The 19,936-nt window shown below is 71.3% G+C and carries 11 protein-coding genes; all 11 read right to left on the bottom strand.

What is annotated here, in order from left to right:
* Positions 1-66: 66 nt before the first annotated feature.
* Positions 67-636 (bottom strand): DNA-3-methyladenine glycosylase I, encoded by a 570-nt coding sequence (locus ACI3KS_RS01695; RefSeq protein ID WP_404914549.1) that lies wholly within the window; start codon positions 634-636, stop codon positions 67-69.
* Positions 637-664: 28 nt separating this feature from the next.
* Entirely contained in the window at positions 665-1,699 is a 1,035-nt protein-coding gene (locus tag ACI3KS_RS01690) for an NAD(P)-dependent alcohol dehydrogenase (RefSeq protein WP_404914547.1), read from the bottom strand.
* 215 nt (positions 1,700-1,914) lie between these two features.
* On the bottom strand, positions 1,915-3,006 hold the full coding sequence (locus ACI3KS_RS01685) for a hypothetical protein (RefSeq protein WP_404914545.1): 1,092 nt from the start codon (positions 3,004-3,006) through the stop codon (positions 1,915-1,917).
* A gap of 51 nt (positions 3,007-3,057) precedes the next feature.
* The gene (locus ACI3KS_RS01680; protein WP_404914543.1) at positions 3,058-4,251 is read right to left on the bottom strand and encodes a hypothetical protein; all 1,194 of its coding nucleotides are present in this window, start codon (positions 4,249-4,251) and stop codon (positions 3,058-3,060) included.
* Positions 4,248-5,270, bottom strand: a complete 1,023-nt coding sequence (locus tag ACI3KS_RS01675; RefSeq protein ID WP_404914541.1) for a hypothetical protein — start codon at positions 5,268-5,270, stop codon at positions 4,248-4,250. The genes ACI3KS_RS01680 and ACI3KS_RS01675 overlap by 4 nt, the downstream gene beginning before the upstream one ends.
* A complete protein-coding gene (locus ACI3KS_RS01670; RefSeq protein WP_404914539.1) occupies positions 5,270-7,942 on the bottom strand; it encodes a hypothetical protein in 2,673 nt (890 codons plus the stop codon). The genes ACI3KS_RS01675 and ACI3KS_RS01670 overlap by 1 nt, the downstream gene beginning before the upstream one ends.
* Positions 7,939-10,125: a hypothetical protein gene (locus tag ACI3KS_RS01665; protein ID WP_404914537.1), complete on the bottom strand. Its 2,187-nt coding sequence runs from the start codon at positions 10,123-10,125 to the stop codon at positions 7,939-7,941. The genes ACI3KS_RS01670 and ACI3KS_RS01665 overlap by 4 nt, the downstream gene beginning before the upstream one ends.
* Positions 10,126-10,141: 16 nt before the next feature.
* On the bottom strand, positions 10,142-12,724 hold the full coding sequence (locus ACI3KS_RS01660; RefSeq protein WP_404914535.1) for a hypothetical protein: 2,583 nt from the start codon (positions 12,722-12,724) through the stop codon (positions 10,142-10,144).
* A complete protein-coding gene (locus tag ACI3KS_RS01655; RefSeq protein WP_404914534.1) occupies positions 12,721-16,176 on the bottom strand; it encodes a tubulin-like doman-containing protein in 3,456 nt (1,151 codons plus the stop codon). Before ACI3KS_RS01655 ends, ACI3KS_RS01660 begins: the two co-directional genes overlap by 4 nt.
* Positions 16,177-16,219: 43 nt before the next feature.
* A complete protein-coding gene (locus ACI3KS_RS01650) occupies positions 16,220-19,321 on the bottom strand; it encodes a VWA domain-containing protein (RefSeq protein WP_404914532.1) in 3,102 nt (1,033 codons plus the stop codon).
* On the bottom strand, positions 19,321-19,857 hold the full coding sequence (locus ACI3KS_RS01645) for a hypothetical protein (RefSeq protein WP_404914530.1): 537 nt from the start codon (positions 19,855-19,857) through the stop codon (positions 19,321-19,323). Before ACI3KS_RS01645 ends, ACI3KS_RS01650 begins: the two co-directional genes overlap by 1 nt.
* Positions 19,858-19,936 lie beyond the last annotated feature (79 nt).

Below are 19,936 nucleotides of genomic sequence, written 5' to 3'. Positions count from 1 at the left end.
CCCCTGGGATCATAACCGAGGCGACACGCGCGGAACGACGCGGATGCCGCGCCCGAGGCCCTCCGATCAGGCCCGCCAGCAGCCCTCGAAGTGGTCGTCGACCATCCCCGCGGACTGCATGAGCGCGTACATCGTGGTCGCCCCGACGAACCGGAACCCCCGGCGACGCAGCTCCTTGCTCATCGCGGTCGACTCCGGCGTCACCGCGAGAGCATCCGCCATGCCGCGCAGCCGATGCTCGCGTGCGGGCGGCGCGAACGACCACATCAGCTCGTCGAGCTCGCCATCGGCCATCCCGCGGACGATGCGGGCGTTGCCGATCGTCGCCTCGATCTTGGCGCGGTTGCGCACGATTCCGGCATCCGCCATGAGCCGTTCGATATCGCTCTCGTCGAACTCAGCGACGATCTCGGGGTCGAAGCCTGCGAACACCTCGCGGAACCGCGGCCGTTTGCGCAGGATCGTGATCCATGAGAGTCCGGCCTGGAAGCCCTCGAGCGCCATCTTCTCGAACAGCGCACGGTCGCCGTGCAGCGGCGTGCCCCATTCCTCGTCGTGGTAGCGGCGGTACTCGGCGTCGTCGCCCACCCACAAGCAGCGGGCGAGGTCGTCGGGTCCGATCAGGAGTGCGGTCATGCGCCGACCGTAGCCGTGGTCACCGACATCAGTCGGCGAAGGTCGCGGCGTCGATCACGAAGCGGTACCGCACGTCGGAGGCGAGCACGCGGTCGTAGGCCGCATTGATCTCGGATGCCGGGATCACCTCGATCTCGGCCGCGATGCCGTGCTCGCCGCAGAAGTCGAGCATCTCCTGGGTCTCGGCGATGCCACCGATGTTGGAGCCGGAGATCGACTTGTTGCCGCCGATCAGCGAGGCGACGCCGAGCGCAAGCGGCTCGGGCGGCAGGCCGACGCACACGAGCGCACCGTCGACGTCGAGCAGCGAGAGGTAGGCGCGCAGATCGAGTGCGGCGCTGACCGTGTTGAGGATCACGTCGAACGATCCCCGCAGGTTGCGGAACGTCTCGGGGTCGCCGGTCGCGTAATAGTGGTCGGCGCCCAGGCGGAGGCCGTCGTCCTTCTTGCTCAGGGTCTGCGAGAGCACGGTGACCTCGGCTCCGAGTGCGTGAGCGAGCTGCACGCCCATGTGTCCGAGACCGCCGAGACCCACGACCGCGACGCGGCTGCCCGGACCGACGTTCCAGCGACGCAGCGGCGAGTAAGTGGTGATGCCGGCGCAGAGCAGGGGCGCTGCCCTGTCCAGCGGAAGGGACTCGGGGATGCGCACCGCGAACTTCTCGGTGACGACGACCTGCTGCGAGTAGCCGCCCTGCGTGATCGTGCCGTCGACATCGGTGCTGCCGTACGTGAAGACGGCGCCCTTGGTGCAGAACTGCTCCTCGCCGCGCAGGCAGGTGCGGCACTCGCCGCAGGAGTTCACGAGGCAGCCGACGCCGACGCGGTGCGCCGTGACCTCCGAGCCGACGGCGGCGACGGTTCCGGCGATCTCGTGCCCTGGCGCGAGCGGGTAGCTCTGCGGGCCCCATTCGCCGCGGACGGTGTGGATGTCGGAGTGGCAGATGCCGGCGAAGGCGACGTCGATGAGGATGTCGTGCGGGCCGAGTTCGCGGCGCTCGATGAGGGTCTTCTCGAGCGGGGCCGCCTCGCGGGGTGCGGCGTAGGCGATGACGCTGGACATGGATGCTCCTTCAGGGGTGACGTGCTCATCCATTCTTCCCTGCTCCGGCGGTGGCCCTGTACTCGCCCCCTCTGCCACGGCATCCCGCACTCTCGGGCGGAGAACGCACTCATGGGAGGAGGATTCCTCCCGAGTTCTCCTCCCGAACGTGTGTTCTCCTCCCGACATGTCGACACTGTGCAGGGCGGCAGGACGCCTGAGAGGGTGAGCAGGGCCTAAGAGGAAGACCAGGGGTTGCCGGGCGGAACCTCGTCCCACGGCGAGGGGGCAGGCGGCGACGGCTGTGCGCCGGATGACCCGGGCACCGGGGGTGCCGTCCACGGCGCGGGGCTCTGCGGTGCCGGCGCGGTCTGCGGCGCCGGCGCGGTCTGCGGCGCCGGCGGGCTCTGCACCCACGGCGCGGTGGTCTGCCCCCACGGCGACACGGACGGCGCCGCTGCAACGCCGGTGCTGCCCGACGCGGCGAGCGCGCTCGGCACGACCGATCCCGGCACGACCGAGACCTGAGCACCCGCACCCGCACGTACGGCATCCGGCGCCTCCCCCGCCGCCCGCCGCGCGGGCACGATCGCCGCCCACACCGTCCACACCAGTGTGACGAGGAGGGCGCCGATCATCACGTACCAGCCGGTTCCGAACTCGACGGATGCGGAACCTGCGATGTCCGTCAGATCGAGCTGTTCCGGGTCCACGCCGAGCTCCTCCAACGGAAGGTCGCTCGGCGAGAGGCCGAAGAACCGCACGAGATCTCCGAGCGTCAGCGAGAGACCCGAGACGCCGACGAGCGTCTCCTGCAGCGCCCTGGTCGCGGCTCCGAGTGCGAACAGCGCGAAGGCCCAGAAGGTGATCACGGCCGTCAGCAGCGCCGCTCCGAGGTGCACCATCCCGAGCGAACCGACGAGCACGCCGACCGTCGCGACGATGATCAGCGACACGATGATCACCGTGTCGAGGAAGTTCCCGGTCGGCATCAGCGGGATGCGCGTGCCCTCGTACCGCGTGATCCACCAGGGCAGAAGCAGCGCCGCCAGCATCGCCACCGCCGGCACCGCGAGCGCGATGCCGTTCAGCCGCAGCCGCCTCGGGCGCGCGATGGCCGCTTCCTCAGGGCCACGCCGCGCCGTCACGACGATCGCGGCGATCACCGGGCCCACGACCGGCGTCACGACGCCGAGCAGGATGCCGAGCCACACCGGGTACCTCGTCCAGGTCGCGAGAGCGAGGCCGAACAGCGACCCGGCCACGACATGGATCACGACGATGACGAGCACCGCCATGCCGAACGACGCGAACACCGCCTCCAGCATCCTGATCCCTCCCCCATCGAACGACCTGTCGCCGCGCAGGCGACCGGTCCGCTAGATCGCCTGCGTCAGACTCAGCGCCCACTTGAGCGGATCGACCGCGCGGAACGGCGCGATCCCCCGCTCGTCGATCGAGTCGCCACGGGGCGCATGGCCCAGCACCGAGACCGCGAAGTACTGGTGCTGCGTACGATCCGCGCGGTTCTCGAGCTGTGCCACGATCCCGGCACCGCCGAGCTTGAGCACGAGGCTGCGGACCTCCGCGCTCAGCAGGTCGCCGTCCGTCGGATCGTAGGCGAGAGCGCGCTCGCTGGGGTCGCGTGCGAACGCGGCACCGCGGTGCGACATCAGCTCGCTCCACTGCGGCTTGCCCTCGAGGTCTCGGAACTCCTCGAGCGCATCGAACTTCGACACCACCACGCCGATCGGAGGAGTCACGCCGACGGATCCCTCGCGCACCAGCGCGAGCACGTTCCCGATCACCGGCAGCGGATCGTGTCCGACCTCCGCGGGAAGCGGGATGATGCCCGCGAGATTGGCCCGCACATCGGGCACCGCGAGGGGGTCGAACAGGAAGAGCACGGCATCCGCCCGCCCGAAGAACGAGAAGTGCGTCCGCGACGGCGGCAGGTTCTCCATGTCCTCACCGGCGACGTCGCGCACGACGAGGTACTGCTGCCGGCCCTTGATGAGACCGAGATTGAAGATCAGCGGCACCCGCTGGTAGGCGCCCTGACTGGATGCCGACGGCGTGGACTGCAGCACGCCCCGCGCGTTCAGCGGCTCCTGGTAGTTGACGCGGAACACCTGCGCGATGTCGGGGGTCAGCGGAAGCAGCTGCGCCTGCGCGTGCGTGAGCAGCAGCTGCTCGAGCTTGTCGATGCCCATCGCGATGAACAGGCTCTTGCCCGAGGCGCGGGCGCCGCTCATGACGATGCACGTCACGTCACCGTTGCCCCAGCCCGGAGGCAGCATGTAGTGGCAGACGCTGCACGCATCGGCCATCTGCCGCGCGCACAGCGGGCACGAGGGGGTCGCCGGCGGCCACTTGCCCTGCGCCTGACCCTCGCGGCGCCGCTGCGAGAACTGCGCCTCGGTGTCGGCGTACATCGGTCGAGCGGGCATCTCGACCCCCGCATACGCACTCGCGACGTCGTCGCGCGCATCCTGCACGCATGCGGAGTTCGTGCACTGCCACGCCTTCTGCTGCGGCGGCAGCCCCGAGAAGCACTGCGGGCACTTGATCACGGTGCCACCCCACCTTCGCTGCGCTCGTCGCGCGGCGCGAGCACGAGAGACTTGACGACCTCCGCGAGCGCCAGTTCCCCCGGGGCCCCGGTGGCCACGGCCAGCGCCGAGACATCGAGGAAGACGATCGGCACGCCGCCGACGTCGACAGCGGGCGCCGACGGCGCGTCGGCGAGGACCACGATCGCGAGCGAACCGGATGCTCCCGCCGAGGTGCGCAGGCGGTCGAGGTCCGTTGGCACCTCGTCGCTGACGATCCAGGTGCGCGAGTTCTGCGAGGTCGGGCGCGCGGCCTGGGCCGCGGCGGGCAGCCGCGCTCCACTGGAGCGCGGCGCGGTTCCGAGCAGCGCGGCCGCTCTGGCCGACAGGGTGCTCAGGCCGTCGGCGGACTCGGTCCGCGGCGTCAGGCCCGAGACCGTCAGACCGACGCGGTGATCGCCGATGACTGCGATGATGCCGGCGAGCGCGTCGACCGCATGTGCGACGGATGCCGGGGGAAGCGCCCGGAAGGACGCCGAGCCGTCGAGCACCAGACCCACTTCGACCCGACGTTCGGGCGACACCCTCGTGACCCCGAGCAGATCGGCGGTGGCGGCCTGTGCCGCGTTGCCGACTGGAGAGAGCTCGATCAGCTCGCCCTCGCCCGCGACGACACGCACGACCACCTGGCTTTCGTCGATCGCGAGCACCGCGACGTCCTGCGTCGACAGCCCGCCGACGCTGAGGGGGCCGATCTCGACCGTGTACGCGGCGACCTCGAGGCCCACCGTGACCGCACTGCCGGCCGGGAACGTGCCGTCGGCCACGATGCGCAGGGTCACTCCGTCGATGTCGTCGACGCCGACCACCAGGCTGCCGGGAGGCGGCGGCACGAGCGGTGGAGGCACCTGCACGCCGGATCGGGCGATCGCGCGAGGGTGCGCTGCGGTGCCCACGGGCGAGGCGAACGCGCGCACGACGAGCAGCCCCGCCGGGACGCGTGCCTCCGCATCGCGCTCGTTGATGACGATCTTGGGCATCAGCCCTCCCCTTTCTGACGTCCGCGGAACAGGCTGCCGAGGAACTCCGCGCCGTTGTCGGCGATGGCGATCCCGGTGCCGAGGCCCCGCGCGCGCCACCAGCGCTTCGCCACCCTATCGGCCTTGACGTCGTCGCCGAGCGCGCGCTCCTTGAGAGCCGCGGTCAGATCCTCGACCGTGACCGCGCCGCGCGCGGCCCCGCTGAGGGCGCTGCTCGCGATCACATCGACCAGGCGCTCCCCGCCGGCATCCCGCAGCGCGGCGTTCGCCGCCTCCTCCGGGGAGAGACGGAACTCCGATCCCATGGCGGCGGCACCGATCACCGCGAGCTGCAGCAGCAGCGGGCGGGCACGTTCGGGATCTGCCGCCGCGTAGGCCCGGAGGTATGGCACCGTCCGCGCGGTGAACGCCGGGTCGGCGGCGGCCTTGGCGGCGACATCCGCGAGAAGCGGGTGCGCCTGCGACGGGAGCACGACGCCCTGCGCCCGCACGATGATCGACAGTGCGGCCGTCAGCGGCACGAAGGCGTACTCACGGTCGTCGGGCCTGCCGAGAAGCCCTTGCAGCTGACCCGCGATGTTGCTGAGCGCCTCGGGCTCGCTCCCCGAAGGCAGGAGCGACCGAGCGCTCTCCAGATCACGCGCCCATGACACCCAGCTCGCCAGCTGTCGTTGGTCTGCAGCGAGAAGCGGCTGCTGGGAGAGGATGCGAGCGTCCTCAGCGCTGGCCGTGAGGATCACACGGATCACGACATCGGGCAGAACGCGGGAGAAGTCACCGGCGGTGACCGCGAGAAGCCTGGACGTGCTCCAGGTGGCGCTGGCCGCCTGGAGAATGCCGAGTCCGTCGCGGGGGACTTCGGCCCACGAGTGGTAACGCTCCAGGAGGCGTCCGGCGAGCTCATCACGCAGGACCGCATCGGGCACCGCAGCTCCTTCGAGAGCCAGCGCCGCGGCGTCCCATTGGAAGTCGGTGCGTCCCGCATGGGGCCCCGGTGCAAGGAGTGCGGATGCGCCGAAGAGTCCGCGCAGCAGAGCCGGCGGCGTCGAGTAGATGGACCGCCCGGGGGCGGACGGAATCCGGTTGTCGAGCGCGGGGACGATCCATCGACCCAGGACCAGCTCATCGAACGGGCCGGCCTGTACGAGGATCTCGGCATGCGCCGGATGCACGACGAGCTGCTCGATCGTCCGGGCCACCAAATCCTCGAGCCGCCCCTCGATGCGAGGGTCCACAGGGCCGAGACCGAGCACCTGGCCGAGGAAGCCGATCAGGCGCAGAGCACCGACCGGGTCCGCGCCGTCGGCGGCCAGCATCCGATCCAGCGCACCGACCGCGGCCGTCGCGACGGCATCGAGGTTCTCGGGCGTCTCCGGCACCGGCGCGGAGTCGTTCCGCGACAACCACCCTGGCGTCCCCAACGCCGCGACGAGATACGCACTCGCCACGAGCTGATAGGCGTACGACGCCGACGGGATCGCCTGCAGCTCGGCCCAGATCTGAGCCGGGTCGTCGCTCATCGCCTGCACCGTCGCGCTCTCGGCGAGCGCTCGCAGCTCGGGGTCCGCGGCGACCTGCGGCGGCGTGCCCCGAACGACCACGGTGCGCGCGAGTGCCGCGGCATCCGGGTACTCGTCGGCGTTGCGCAGGATCGCCATCGCGAACGGCCAGGAGAGGAGGATGTTCGGGCAGTCTCCCGTGCGGCGGGAGACGTCGTCGACGGCGTCGAAGAGAGCCGCCGCGTCGACCGCCGTGAACAGGCACAGCGTCACCAGTGACGACATGACGCCGACCGGCACCGCACGTCCGTCGGCGAAGACGTGCTGGCCGCCCGGCTGACCGAGAGTCACCACCGCGTGCGGATCGATCTCGACGACCGCCCCGGCGGGCGCGTACTCGTCGCTGGGCGGGACGACCGCGATGTGCACGCCGCGGGCGAACGCCTGGTCCACACCGTTCGCATGCTCGCTCGTGCCGCGCTCGTAGAGGCTGAATCCGAGCCTGCGCGCGTCGCGCATCGACTGGATCGCATTCACCGCGCCGATCCACAGCGCGGCCTCCTGCTGGTCCTCGCAGCGCAGCACGACCCGCGGGCCGCCCTCGAGCGCCGCGAACGCGGCATCCGCGAGCACCGCGAGAACACCGACACGCCAGTGCGCCGAGTCGAAGAGGAACGTCAACAGGTTCTCGCGCGTGACCACGGGGCCGGGGGCCGGGGGCTCGTCACCGAGGCGCGCGCCGTCGACGAGGGCGTACTGGTGCGGAGCGAGGAACCCCTCCGACCGCCACAGCGCGACGGGCGCGTGACGGGGCGAAGGGGCGACCGGATGCCGGTCGAGCAGGAGGTGCGAGAACACGTTGCCGGTGCGTCCTGCACCGTCCATGTCGACCTGCGCGGCGTGCCAGTAGAGCGCCTCGTCACCGCTGGGCAGGTAGCCGAATCGTCGCGGCAGGGCCTGATACACCTCGGCCCGCTGCCCCACCCCGGGGAACGGCACATGGCTCTCGAAGCGGGTGACCGCGAGGGCGAGCATCCGCTGCGACTCCTCGTCGGTGACATCGCCGACGGATTCCTTCACCCGCCATCCGGCACCCGCATGCGTGACGGGGTCCGCGGGGAGGGAGCCGTAGCTCAGCTGCCCCCACCGCTGCCCGCCCTGCGCCGAGGTCATCGGCCGAGGAAGCCGCCGACGCGCAGGGCGCCGACGGCCGGGTCGAGGAGCGCCACGAAGGGCTGATATCGCGGGTCGTCGACGAACAGCCGGATGAAGCCGCCGCCCGAGACGATGGATCCCCAGGATCCGGCATCCGCCTTCCACCCGGGTTCGGAGTGGCCGGTGGTCGACAGCCGGGGCACGACGATCCGCTGTGCGGCGGATCCGCCCTCGTCGTCCTCCCGCACCAGTGCGATGTGCGCGGTGGCGTCGCTCACCGTGAGCGGCAGCCGGTCGGGGCGGTAGGCGAGCACGAAGCCCATGCCGGGATCGAGCTGCAGCTCGCGGTCGCTCTGGATGGTGAGTCTCGGCCGGCGGGCCGCCGCCGTGAGACCCATCGGGTAGGCGACGTGGTAATCGAGCACGAGAACAGGCACGTACGACTCGGTGACCGGTGCGCTCCGGACGGTCTCGACACCGTGGCTCGCGTAGGCGACCAGGTGGATGTCGCACGGCGACAGCAGCTGGTCGCGGCCGAGCAGCAGGCTGCCGCGGTCCTCGTATGCCGAGCGCGAGATCGAGGCGATCGCCTGCCCCTCGATGACCGATTCGGCCGGCACACCGCGCTGCCCGATGAACAGCCGCACCTCGTTCGCCCCCTCGGGGAAGTCGAAGGTCACGAGCTTCTGGTCGACTCGTTCGATGATCTTCACGCGCCGCACGGGAGGTACGCGGATGCCGGTGACGGTGTTGCCGATGAACGACGAGTCGCCGAGCTCGACGACCGGGGTGAAGAACGCCTTCGACCAGTCGCGCGGCCACGGCACGTGGTGCATCGCTCCCCGACCGGCTGCCCGGTCGACGGGGTGGTTCAGACGCGCCTCGACCGGCAGGTTCGCGTTGGGCAGAGCATCCGTCACGACGGGCTCACGATCCCACCCGGCAAGGGGTTCGGCGGTCGTGCGGTAAATCGCGACGCGGCCACCCGGCGGCTCGGTCCACTCGAGGTCGAACCAGGCGTCGGCGCCGTCCTCGTGGAGGGTGAAGGTGAGATCGCCCACGGGAGCGTGCGCCTCGGGGACGTGCACCTCGCGCGTGATCGGCGAGGAGGTGTGCACGACGCCGGCGATGACCGCCTCGGCGATCAGCTGGTAGACGTACCTGCCTCCGGGAGCCGCCTCGCGGTCGGAGAATCCGCCGAGCAGCGGCCGCTCCGCCTGGATGCGGAAGCTCGGGTTGCCCACGCCCGCTGCGAACGCCTGCTCGATCGGCACGCGGTAGGCGGCCACGGTCGAGGTGCCGTCCTCGGTCTCCCAGGTCGCCGTGACCACGGAGCCGGAGTCGACGCTGACCGAGATGCCGGCGGGTGGCGCGACCATCGAGCCGCGCGCCACGATCACGGGCTGAGAGGCCGCGGCCTCGACGAGAGATGCGCCGGAGTGGCGCCACACCTGGTAGTAGCGGACCGCGTGCCGGAACGGCGCGTCGTCCTCGACGACGCCGCCCGTGGTCACGGTCACGACCTCGGCCATGTCGGGCGAGTACGGCTCGTGCTGGTCGCCGCGGACCACCCGGTCGATGTAGACGCCCTCACCGGCCGGGTAGGTGAGCAGCTGTGCGCCGGAGGCGGCGGGGGTGACCTGGATCGTCGCGATCTCTCCGGGAACGCCGGACCCGCTGTACGCGGCGAACGTGAGCGAGCGCAGGTCGATGGGGCTGTCCGCCGGCGTCGGGGCCTCGGCGCGCGGGGCGACGGGCGGCGGCGGCATCGTCGGCTGCGACGCGGTCGGCTGAGGGGCCGGGGGCTGAGAGGCGCCGTACTGCGGAACACCGCTCTGCGGAGAGGGCGGCGGCGGAGACTGCGCAGGAGCGGCGGAGGGCGAGGGCGGCGGCGGCATCGTCGGGACGGATGCCCCCGACCCGGTGGACTGCGGATCCGATCCGCCTCCGGCCGGAGCGTTCGTCTTCGATGCGCCGGTGGAGTGCGCGTGCGCGAGCGCCACCTCGATCTCGGCAGCGAAGTCCTTGACGTTCGGCGGGAACTGCGGGGTGGCGAGGATCTGCTCGGCCGTCATCACATCGGAGGTGGCCACCGCGCGCTGCGAGGAGACGGCGAACTGCCGACCTACCGACTTCTCCAGCTGAGCGGCCAGCGCCTGCATCGCGGCGAACCGCACGTCGTAGAGACCGGCTCCGGTCATGCTCGTACCCTCCCCATCACAGCACCGGCATGTCGGATGACCCGCCGCCCCACCCGTCGCCCTGCCACTGCGTCTGCTCGCCGTGTGCCGAGAACTCGAAGGCCGGCAGTCCGGCCGTCGCCTGACGCAGCAGCACGAGGCGGCTGAGACCGCGCGTGACGGTCGTCGGACGACTCGTGACGATCTCGGTCTTGCCCGCCTGGATGCGCATGTCCGGACGCAGCGAGGAATCCTCGATCCGCTGCCCGGATGACGCCGGGTTCTCCAGCGCGCCCATGAACTCCGCATAGGTGATCGTGGTGCCGGCCGTCTGCACGCGGCGGACCAACTGCTGGCCCAGCGCCGGGTTCTCGGAGAGCAGACGGATGCTGTCCGCCCACGTGCGCTCCCCCGCGTCGGCGTCGACGCCGTAGTGCTGCAGGTGCGCGGCGAACGCCGGGAGGACGCTGTTCTCGCCGTCGCCCTGCTGCCGGAAGAGCAGTTCGGGCGCCTCGCGGAATTCGATGCCACGCCCGCCGAGACGCCGGTGCGCATTGCGCACGACCGCACCGAAGACCGTGTTGAGCCATCCCGGCTCGAACGCGAGTCGCCGCAGCTCCGCCGCCACGATCTCGAGGTCGGCGGGATCCGCCTGGGCCTTGCCCACCACGACCGACAGCGGCAGCCCGACGAGGTCGGGCTCGTCGGCACGACCGCCGAGCTGCGTGCGGCCGAACGGATCGGCGAGCATCAGACCGAGGATGCTCGACCAGCGGAGGAACTGCGAGTAGGCGTCGACGAGGCGGCGGGTGTCGCGCAGCGCGTGGGCGAGGTTCGCCTCGTCCGCCTCGCGTTGGCCGACGAGCTCGCGGCGCTCCTTGAGAAGCTGGAAGAGCAGCGCCTGCCCTCTGACGAACACGAGGAACGACGAGATGAGCCAGGCGAGCACGAGCCCGCCGATCAGGCTCCAGCCGAGTCCGGCGCTGATGACCTCGAAGCCCAGCAGAGCACCGACCACGGCGATCAGCACGACAGCCGAGATCAGCAGCACCCGCATCACGACGGCGAGGCGTCGCTGTGCCGCCTTGAGGCGATCGTCCACGTCACCCGCACCGGCGACCCGCAGCCGCTCGAGGATCTGCGCGACCTCGGATCGCGCCGAGTTCAGTGCGCCGCCGATGCGCGAACCGACGCGCACCGCGAAGCTCGCGGCGTGCTGGCGCCGCCAGTGCCGCAGGTTGTCGAGCGCCGTACTGGCCGCGACACCGGCACCGGGCTGGGCGGCGAGACCCGCCAGGCGGCGCTCCAGGTCGTCGGCCTCGAGCACCTGATACGGCGCGAGGTCGGCCGCTCCGACCACCGGGGCGAGGTGCGCGGGGATGTCGGTGAAGCGCGCAGCGGCGTCGGGCACGACGTCCTCGCGGCGCCGGACGACGCCCTTCCTGGCACCGATCTCGACGGGAGGCAGCGCGGGGTTGCGCTCGCCCGCATCGCAGAGCGTGAGTGCCGCGGCGGAGTACGCCTGCCACAGTGCGGTGAGGTCCTCGTGCGGCACGTGCGTGTTCGACGACCCCGCGGTCGCGAGGGCGTCGACGGCGTCGCCGACCTCGCGCCAGGTCGCCGGCCGTCCGTCGGGGAGCACCCCGCCGACGACCACGACGAACGCAGCATCCGAGGATCCGAACACGGCTCCCTGCACGGTGTTCGCGACGCCCGCCTTCACCTTGCGGAAGATGGATGCGGCCCAGGCACCAGGGGCGTTGCGGATCGACGCCCAGAGGAAGCCGAAGAACATCGACAGCGCCTCGAAGACTCCGATGCTCGTGACGCCGCCGTCGACCCGTGCCTGGCGGGGCCCGCGCAGCACGCCGGGGAACATCCGCCAGTACGCCTCCTCCATCGAAGCGGTCGCGAGCGGCACATCCTCGATGTACTCGGCCCCGCCGGACACCCGGGGTAGCGGGAGTCCGGCATCGGTCGACAGCACCGCGGTGCGCAGCTCGGCCTCGATCTGCGAGGAGTCGAGGCTGCGCACGAAGGATCGCGCGATCGTCGCCGAGGGGGACTGCGACGGAGCCGCGTGCTCGAACAGCGAGGTCTCGACACCGGCCCACAGGCCGAGCACGCCGGCGAGGGAGGCCGCGATGTGCACGTCGATCTCGTCGGTCGACGCGGTCGCGTCGAGGATGACCCGTCCGCGCTCGGGGGCCGATGCCTGCTCAGCCGACAGGACGACGTTGTGCCATCCGCCGATCGCGAGCGTCGGCACGGTGACGTCGACGTCTTTCAGCACGGCCGTCGCGCGGATGCGCACCACCGTCATCCCGTGCCCGAGGGACTCCTCGATCAGCCGCTCGCACGCATCGATCCGCTCACGGGCGACCGGGGCGACGTGCGCGATGGCCGCGCCGAGCACCGTGAGCACGACAGCCGACTCACGCGTCGAGGTGAGAACGTCGCGCAGGGCGACGCGCCGCGCCCTCCCGCCGTCGACGACGGTCGCGACTGCTCCGTCCGTCCACACGAACCGCTGGACGAGACCCGCCGCAGACCAGTCGCGCAGCACATCGCGCACACCGTCGAGGTCCGCGGGTGCGAGGACGACCGGCAGCGCGCTCACAGGATGAGCCCCTCTCCGAGGGCCGGGCCGTTGCCGCGCTCCGCCTGGGCCAGAGCCGGCACGAGCAGCCGCTCGATCTCATCGAGCGCCCACTCGGCATCGGGGGCGATGTCGCGGAACATGGGCGTCTCCGCCGCCTCTCGGCGATTCGCCAGCGGCTGCGAGAAGCGCTGGCGGATGCTGGCGCGCTGCGCCGTGAGCCAGGCCTGCACGGCATCCGCCCGCTCAGCGGGGGTCGCCCCCGTGAACACGTTCGCGCCGGACGGCGGCACGACCTCGGTGGCGAGCCACTCGGCGAGCACCGTCTGCCCCGCCAGGTCTGCCGCGAGGGAACCCGCGCCCGCCTCGTCGGCCGAGGAGTCGTACAGCGAGCGGAGCGTGCGGTAGGGAGCAAGCGAGGAGAGCACCGGCGGGTTGTTGACCTGCGCGATCGCGATGAGCTCGGACTCGAGCACAGCGGGCAGCCAGTCGAACTCGCGTCCGACGAACCGCGCGGGCGGGGTCAGCAGCGGGTCGGGGAACGACAGCCAGGCCGAGGCGTCCTGGTCCCAGATGCGCACCGGATCGGTGTACGGCGAGCCGGGGACGTGGATGCGACCCGTGACGCGGCCGATGTACCAGCCGGCGACCATGGCACGGCGCTCGGCGTCGCCGACCGGGAGCGAACCGGCGAGCGGACGGGACCGTCGGTGCGCCCAGAACGCTTCGCGTCCGTAGGTGGGCGTGGTCCCCCACTGCTCCTTCACCGGGTCGAGCAGGCCGCTGAAGACGACCGGCGAGTACGACTTGTACGAACCGAACACGTCGACCTTGGTCGCGGAGGCGTTGTCGCTGAACGCCCGCCCGAAGTCCTGCACGGTCGTCGCGTCGATGTTCGGCCAGGTGCGCACGATCTCGGTCAGTCGAGACACGAGCGCCGGGGCGCTCTGGAACGGCAGATTCGAGAACTTGAAGCGGTACGACACGCCTTCGCCGTGCACGGCGAGCACGGCCTGCTCGCTGACTCCGGCCAGCGGAAGGGCGGAGCCGAGCGCCGCCCGGAAGCCCTGCACGATGAGGTCGTGCCGCTCGGCCAGCTCGGACTCGGGCGTGTGCTCATCGCCCAGCGCGAACTGGCGCAGGGACACCGAGCAGTAGACGTCGAAAGGCTCGCCGCGGCGCGCCACGAAGGCGGATGCTCGCTCGAGCAGGTCCTTCGTCGACAGATGCAGCGAGTAGCGCGCCCGCGTCGGCGGGAGTCCCGTCTCGGTCGCGGGGTCGGTGTTGAAGTACGCGGCACGCCACGGCGTCTTGCGCTCGAGCAGCCCGCCAGGGGGAACCGCGCCCGCGCCGACCGGCCAGACGCCCGTGATCACCTGGGGGACGAGCAGGGCCTGCGCCTCGTCGTGCGCGGTGCCGATCGCCTGCGGGAACGAGGCCCGCACGTCGGCGGAGTACTGCACGGCGAAGCCCGCGGACGGGGTCAGCAGGATCTCGTTGTGCGCGACGTCGAACCGCTCGGGGACGCGGTTGTCGCGGTCGCTGGGCCAGGCGGCGTAGACGTCGGTCGCGACGTCGGCGAGCTTGACGCCGGCGACGGGCTGCACCACGGCGGCGCCGAGGAGCTTGAGCGCCTCGTTGATCTCGTCGCGGAGCGGGTTCAGCGCATCGCGGACCATCGGCCCGAACACGCGGCCGAGGGCCTCTGCGCCACGGGCGTAGAGGTTCTGGCGCACCCGACCCGAGATGCCCTCGATGAGCACATCGGTGATGCCGTCGGGGTTGAGGATCGCGCCCTTCATCCCCGAGACGGGGGTGACGACGGCCTCCGAGAGCGTCGCGGGATCCTCGACCGGATACTCGCCGAGCGCCTGCAATGCCGGCTGCAGGGCGTTCTCGAGCAGCGACTCGACGCGGGTGAGCAGCATCCGCGCGTAGGGAAGGCCGAACTGCGAGATGCCGAACGCGATCTCGTCGACGATGCGCTTCTCGAACCCGGGCACCCAGTCGAAGGCCCAGCGGTATGCGGCCTTCGCCACCGACGACGCGATCCAGGCGCGGGACGCGGCGAGATGGCCGCCGACGGCCTGCAGCCACTGGCGCGCGTCGTTGCCGGCCGCGGGCGGGAGACCGACAGCGAGACCGTCGATGATCGTCTTGATCTCCGTGTGCAGCACGCCGGGCCGGAACGCCGACGATGTGAACCAGGCGGCCACCGCGGGCTGATTGGCCTCGACCGGCAGCTCGAGGCGGGAGAGGACACCCGCCCACTGCGAGTCGACGAGCCTGTTCAGCACCACGTCGTCGGTGTCGCTGTCGTTGGCTCCGCGCCGGTGTCCAGACACGAGGCGGTCGACGGATGCGCGGGCGAGACGCTGTGCAGCGTAGTGCCGATAGCGGTCGCGACCGAGGTTGAGGCTCGCGAATCCGAACGACCCCCACTGCAGGTCGTCCTCGCTCTCGCCCCACCCGAAGCGCGAGCGATCAGTGCTCGTCGGGTTCGAGTTGCCGAGGTCCCACTGCACGTACTTCGTCATGGCCGCGTCGCTCGCGACGAGCCCGGCGAGGCCGCGACCGAGGCCGCGGTAGATGCCCTTCATGGTGCCGTCGCCGAACACCGTCTCGGTGACGCCCATGGTGCGGCCGATCGGGAACACGCGCGCGAACGGCACCGCGGTCGGATCGGTCGCGATGCCCATCGACGAGAGCACCGCCACGTCGTGCGCGCTGGCCGCTCGGGTCTGGCTCGCGACGATCTCGCCGAGCATCGCGAGACCGTTCGCACGGACACCGCCACGATCGGACGGCGCGAGCTCGTTGAACGTGTCAGGCGAGAACATGAACACGCCCATGAGCCGCGGGTTGAGCTGGGGGATGCCGGTGAGCAGACGGCATACGTCGAGGGCCATCGATGCACCGGCGCCGCCGGCCATCGACGAGACGACGAAGACGATCGGCTCGAGTCCCTGGTCGTACTCGCCGAACCGTTTCTCGGTGACCTCGGCGACGCGATGCATCGAGGCCTCGTCCGAGAACATCCGCTCCCATGCCGCTCGCAGGCCCGCGAACACGGCGGGGGCCTGGGCGAGCGTCAGCGTGCGACCCACCGCACGCAGCTGGCCGGCGCCGACCGTGATCGGAACGATGATCTCCTCGGGCTTGCGCGGCATCCAGGTGCCCAGACGCGGCAGCTCGCCGCTCTTCGCGACCTTGCCGGTGAGGGCCGCGTCCACGTCCTTGTACGAGGCCCCGACGGCGGGGGCCGTGGAGATGTACGTGCCGCCCTGCTGGGCCACGGTCGCGATGAGTCCGCCGCCGTCGCCCGAGATGGGCACGTCGACGTGCACGAACTGCCACCCGGCCGGGAGCTCTGTGATGCCGAACGGTGCGAGCTCAGCGCGCAGCTGGTCCATCATGAACCCGAGCGTCGCTCCTCCGGAGCCGCCGCAGCCGACGACGAGAATCTTCCTCATGATGCCCTCTCCGAAACGGTGACGAACGCGTTCATCCGACTGCTCATCCCCATGGTTTCCATTCCTTGCCTGGATCGTCGTTCTTCGGCCCGTCGGCGGGCGGAGCCGCATCGGGGGCCGGTGCGGCCTCGGCCGGCGGAGCCGGCGGGGTCGGGTACGCGGGCGGCACCGGGGTCGCGGGTGCCGGGTTCTGCGGAACCGGGTTCTGCGGCGCCGGAGGCGCCGGGTTCTGCGGTGCTGGAGGCGCCGGGTGCGGGGGTGTCTGGTTCGCCGGCGGGGCGGCCCAGAAGTCCGTGCCCGTAGGCGAGGGAGCCGCAGGAGCCGGAGCCGCGGGAGCAGGAGCCGCGGGTGCGGCCGGAGCGGTGGCACCGGGACCCGCCGGGTTCAGGCCGGGAGGCGCCGGCACCGCAGGTCCGCCGAAGGGTGATGCGGGAGCCGCTCCGAACGGCGCACCGGCAGGTGCACCCGTCGTGTCGAACGGGTTGCCGCCCTGCCAGGTCTGTGCCGGTCCAGCGAACGGGTCTGCCACGGCCGCCGTCGCGGGAGCGGTGCCCGCTGCGGTCTCGGTGGCGACGAGACCGGCCAGCCGGTTCGGGCCGCGGTCGGCGAGCGTCTGCACGAACCTCGACACGGTTGTCTGGTCGTTGCCGCCCAGCAGCGCCAGCAGCCTCGCCTGGTCGGCGGGAGCACCCGGCGTGCGCAGCAGCACCCAGTGGTTGTGGATCGCCAGCGGCAGCACGGCGGTCCTGCGCGTGCGGTCGGTCGACGGGGTCGCGCTGGAGATCGACGACTGCCCCTCGGCCTCGACCACGACGTGGCCGCGGCCGAACGGCGAGAGACCGTTGCGCACCCGTAGACCGATGCCCTCGATCGTCAGCGATCGGGCGTTCGGCGGCACGCTCACGAGCTTGGCGGTGTCGCTGGGGCGCACCGCGAAGGGCTGGCCGTCGCGGCGCACGCCGGTGTCGTCGATCGTCACGTCGACGACGAAGCCGTAGAGCATCTTCGCGGGGATCGTCGAGACGACCCGCTTCATCAGGTACAGGATGCCGAGCGGCAGACCCGGCCCCAGCAGGAGGGCCACGAGCAGCGTCAGCCAGAAGTTCACGGCGTTCACGGGCCTGGCGAGGCTCGCGGTGAACGACACCGTCGTCTCGAGCGCCTCGCCGCCGCCATCGGGCTCGAGCTCCACGACGAACGTGCCGTTGAGCGAGCCGTTGCCGCTGTTCTCCGCGGTGAGGGTGAGCGCGACGCCGTCGGCGCCGGCCTCGACGCATCCGGAGTCGTCGGTCGCGATCGCGACCGCGCCGATGTCCTCGGGACTCGCGAGCACCTCGGTCTCGCCCGACACGCGCACGCACCCGCTGCCCGAGACGGGCAGCACGGCGCTCAGACGGACGTCATCGGCTTCGAGGTGGCCGAAGTCCACCGAGGTGCCGACGACGGGGTACTCGAGAGGCGGCAGCACGGTGACAGGAACGGTCACCGTCTCGGCCTCGAGTTGTGTGCCGGGGATGTCCTCGCCCTCGAAGGTGGTCGGCGCGGTGGTGATGCGGCTCTGCAGCGTGACGACACCCGCGCCGAGCGCGGCATCCGTCAGGTCCAGACTGACCGGCTGATCCAGTTCGGCAGGGTCCGTGGCGCGGATCATCGTGACGGACTCACCGGCGCTGTCGCGGAAGACCGCGGAGTACTCCAGAGATCCCTCGATGATCGAGGAGTCGGCGGGCTCGCCGTCGCGCGTGCGGAATCCGAGGGTGATGTCGTCGAGGGTCTGACCGGCGTGCAGTTCGACGTCCTCGGCATCCGGCCAGTCGGGAACCAGGGCGCCCTGCACCCGGATGTGCGACTTCGAGGTCTGCCCAGCGGAGCTGCCGGTCGGGTCCGTGAATGCGAGCTGCCAGAGCCCGCGCCACTGCGTGGCCTGCGCCTCGTCGAGGATGACCGAGACCGAGCGGTCGGACTCCCACGCGTAGGTGAGCTTCGCGCCGGCGATGGTCGTCTCGCCGGCTCCCGTCGGCACCTCGACGATCTCGCCGGACGGCGCCTGGATCGACACGATCGCGCCGGGCAGGTCGGAGGACGCGAGGATGGTGACGCGCGGTGTCGAGGCGTCGAGGACGACGCGGTGCCCCTCCCCTGCGCAGACGGCGACCTGGCAGATGCCGTGCTCCTGCTTGATCGGGCGCTGACCGGGCGTGCTGAGCTCGTCGAACGCGAAGAGCAGGCTGTCGATGTCGCTCGCCAGGTAGAAGGCACCGGGCACCGGCTCGACGATCGATCCGCAGGTGGTGGAACCGGATGCCGTGCTGCCGGTGACGATCGACTCCATGAGGTCGAAGCCGCCGGCCGGGACCTCCTTGCCGTCGAGGCCGATGCCGAACGTGATCACGCCGGATGAGCGGAGCTGGTCCGCGAGTCCTCCTGGGCGGCAGAGGTCCTGCTGCGCGAGGCTCTTCGCCTGGTTCGCCGCCGCGTCTCCGCTGATCACGAGGTCAGGGGCGAAGCCCTTGGGCGTCTTGTCCTGCGGGTTCGCCGAGAACGACAGCTCGCCGTCCGAGAGCCACACGATCGCCTGGCACGAGGTCTGCTCCGTTCGAGACGCCGCGGCCTCGGCGAGCACCGTACGTGCGCCGTTGAGGGCGCTCCAGTAATCGGTCTCCCACCCGCTGTCGCGGTCAGCGACCGCATCGACCGATTCCTGTACGCTCGTGAGGCCCGCGGCATCCAGTCCGATCCATCCGGTGACCGGTGTGTACGTCTGGGCGAAGGTCGCGACCTGCACGCTCACCGTGGCGGAGTTCTGCGTGGCGTATGCGCCGAGCTTGTCGACGAAGTAGGCCGCCGAGGTCGATCGTGCGTCCTGCGGGTCACTCGTGCGGACGCTCTCCGATTCGTCGACGAGCAGCACGACGTCGCCGATCCCGCCGCCGGCGAGACAGGCCCCGAGGCGCTCGACCGGAGTCGCTCCCGGGTCGTCGACCGCCGTCACCGCGGCCGGCGCGGTCGCCGCTGCCGTGGCCGTGGGGGCGGCGAGGGCCGGCGTCGCGCCGAGGCCCGCGACCGCGAAGGACAGCACGAGGGCGGGGGTGAGGGTCTTCAGCACCGTGCGCAGGAATCGGGGGGAGGAGGTGCGTCGCGACATCAGAATCCTCGTCCCGCCCACATCGCGAGCGTCACCGCCGCGACGACGACCGCGGCGAGGCCGAGCACGAGCGCCGCGATGTAGAGCGTCTTGGCGAGCGCGTTGCGCCCGGTGGAATAGCCGATCTGGGTGCGACGAGCGGTGTCGGCGCTCTGGAAGATCGAGGTCAGCGCGATCGCGATGGGACCGCCGAGGACCCAGCCGGCGATCGCGATGGGGACGACGCCCCAGAACACGAGGACGAGCACGAGGGCGACGAGTCCGACCCCCGTGGCGGCGTAGAGCCAGACGAGCGGCGGATGCACGACGGTGAAGGCCGCCGTCGACTGCGGTGCGCCGCCGGGTGCGCCACCGAATCCGGCGTCGGGACCTGTCGCGGGTGCGGCTCCGAACCCCGGGCCGGATGCCGCGCCGAACGCGCCGGCAGGGGCAGGGCCGGGGTTCCCGGGTGCCGCGGGCGTGCTCGGACCGGTCGGACCGGTCGGACCAGAACCCCATGACCTGCCGAACAGGTCATCCGCACCCGAAGAACTCATCCTCTATCCCCCCACACATGCACGACCGTCGTCACTGCATTCGGCCGAGCAACGTGCACTCGAACGTGCGACCGGGCTG

Source organism: Microbacterium sp. ZW T5_45 (assembly GCF_044987415.1).
Taxonomy (GTDB): Bacteria; Actinomycetota; Actinomycetes; order Actinomycetales; family Microbacteriaceae; genus Microbacterium.
Note: the sequence above shows the minus strand (reverse complement) of the source record. Positions and strands in the feature narration are given on the sequence as shown.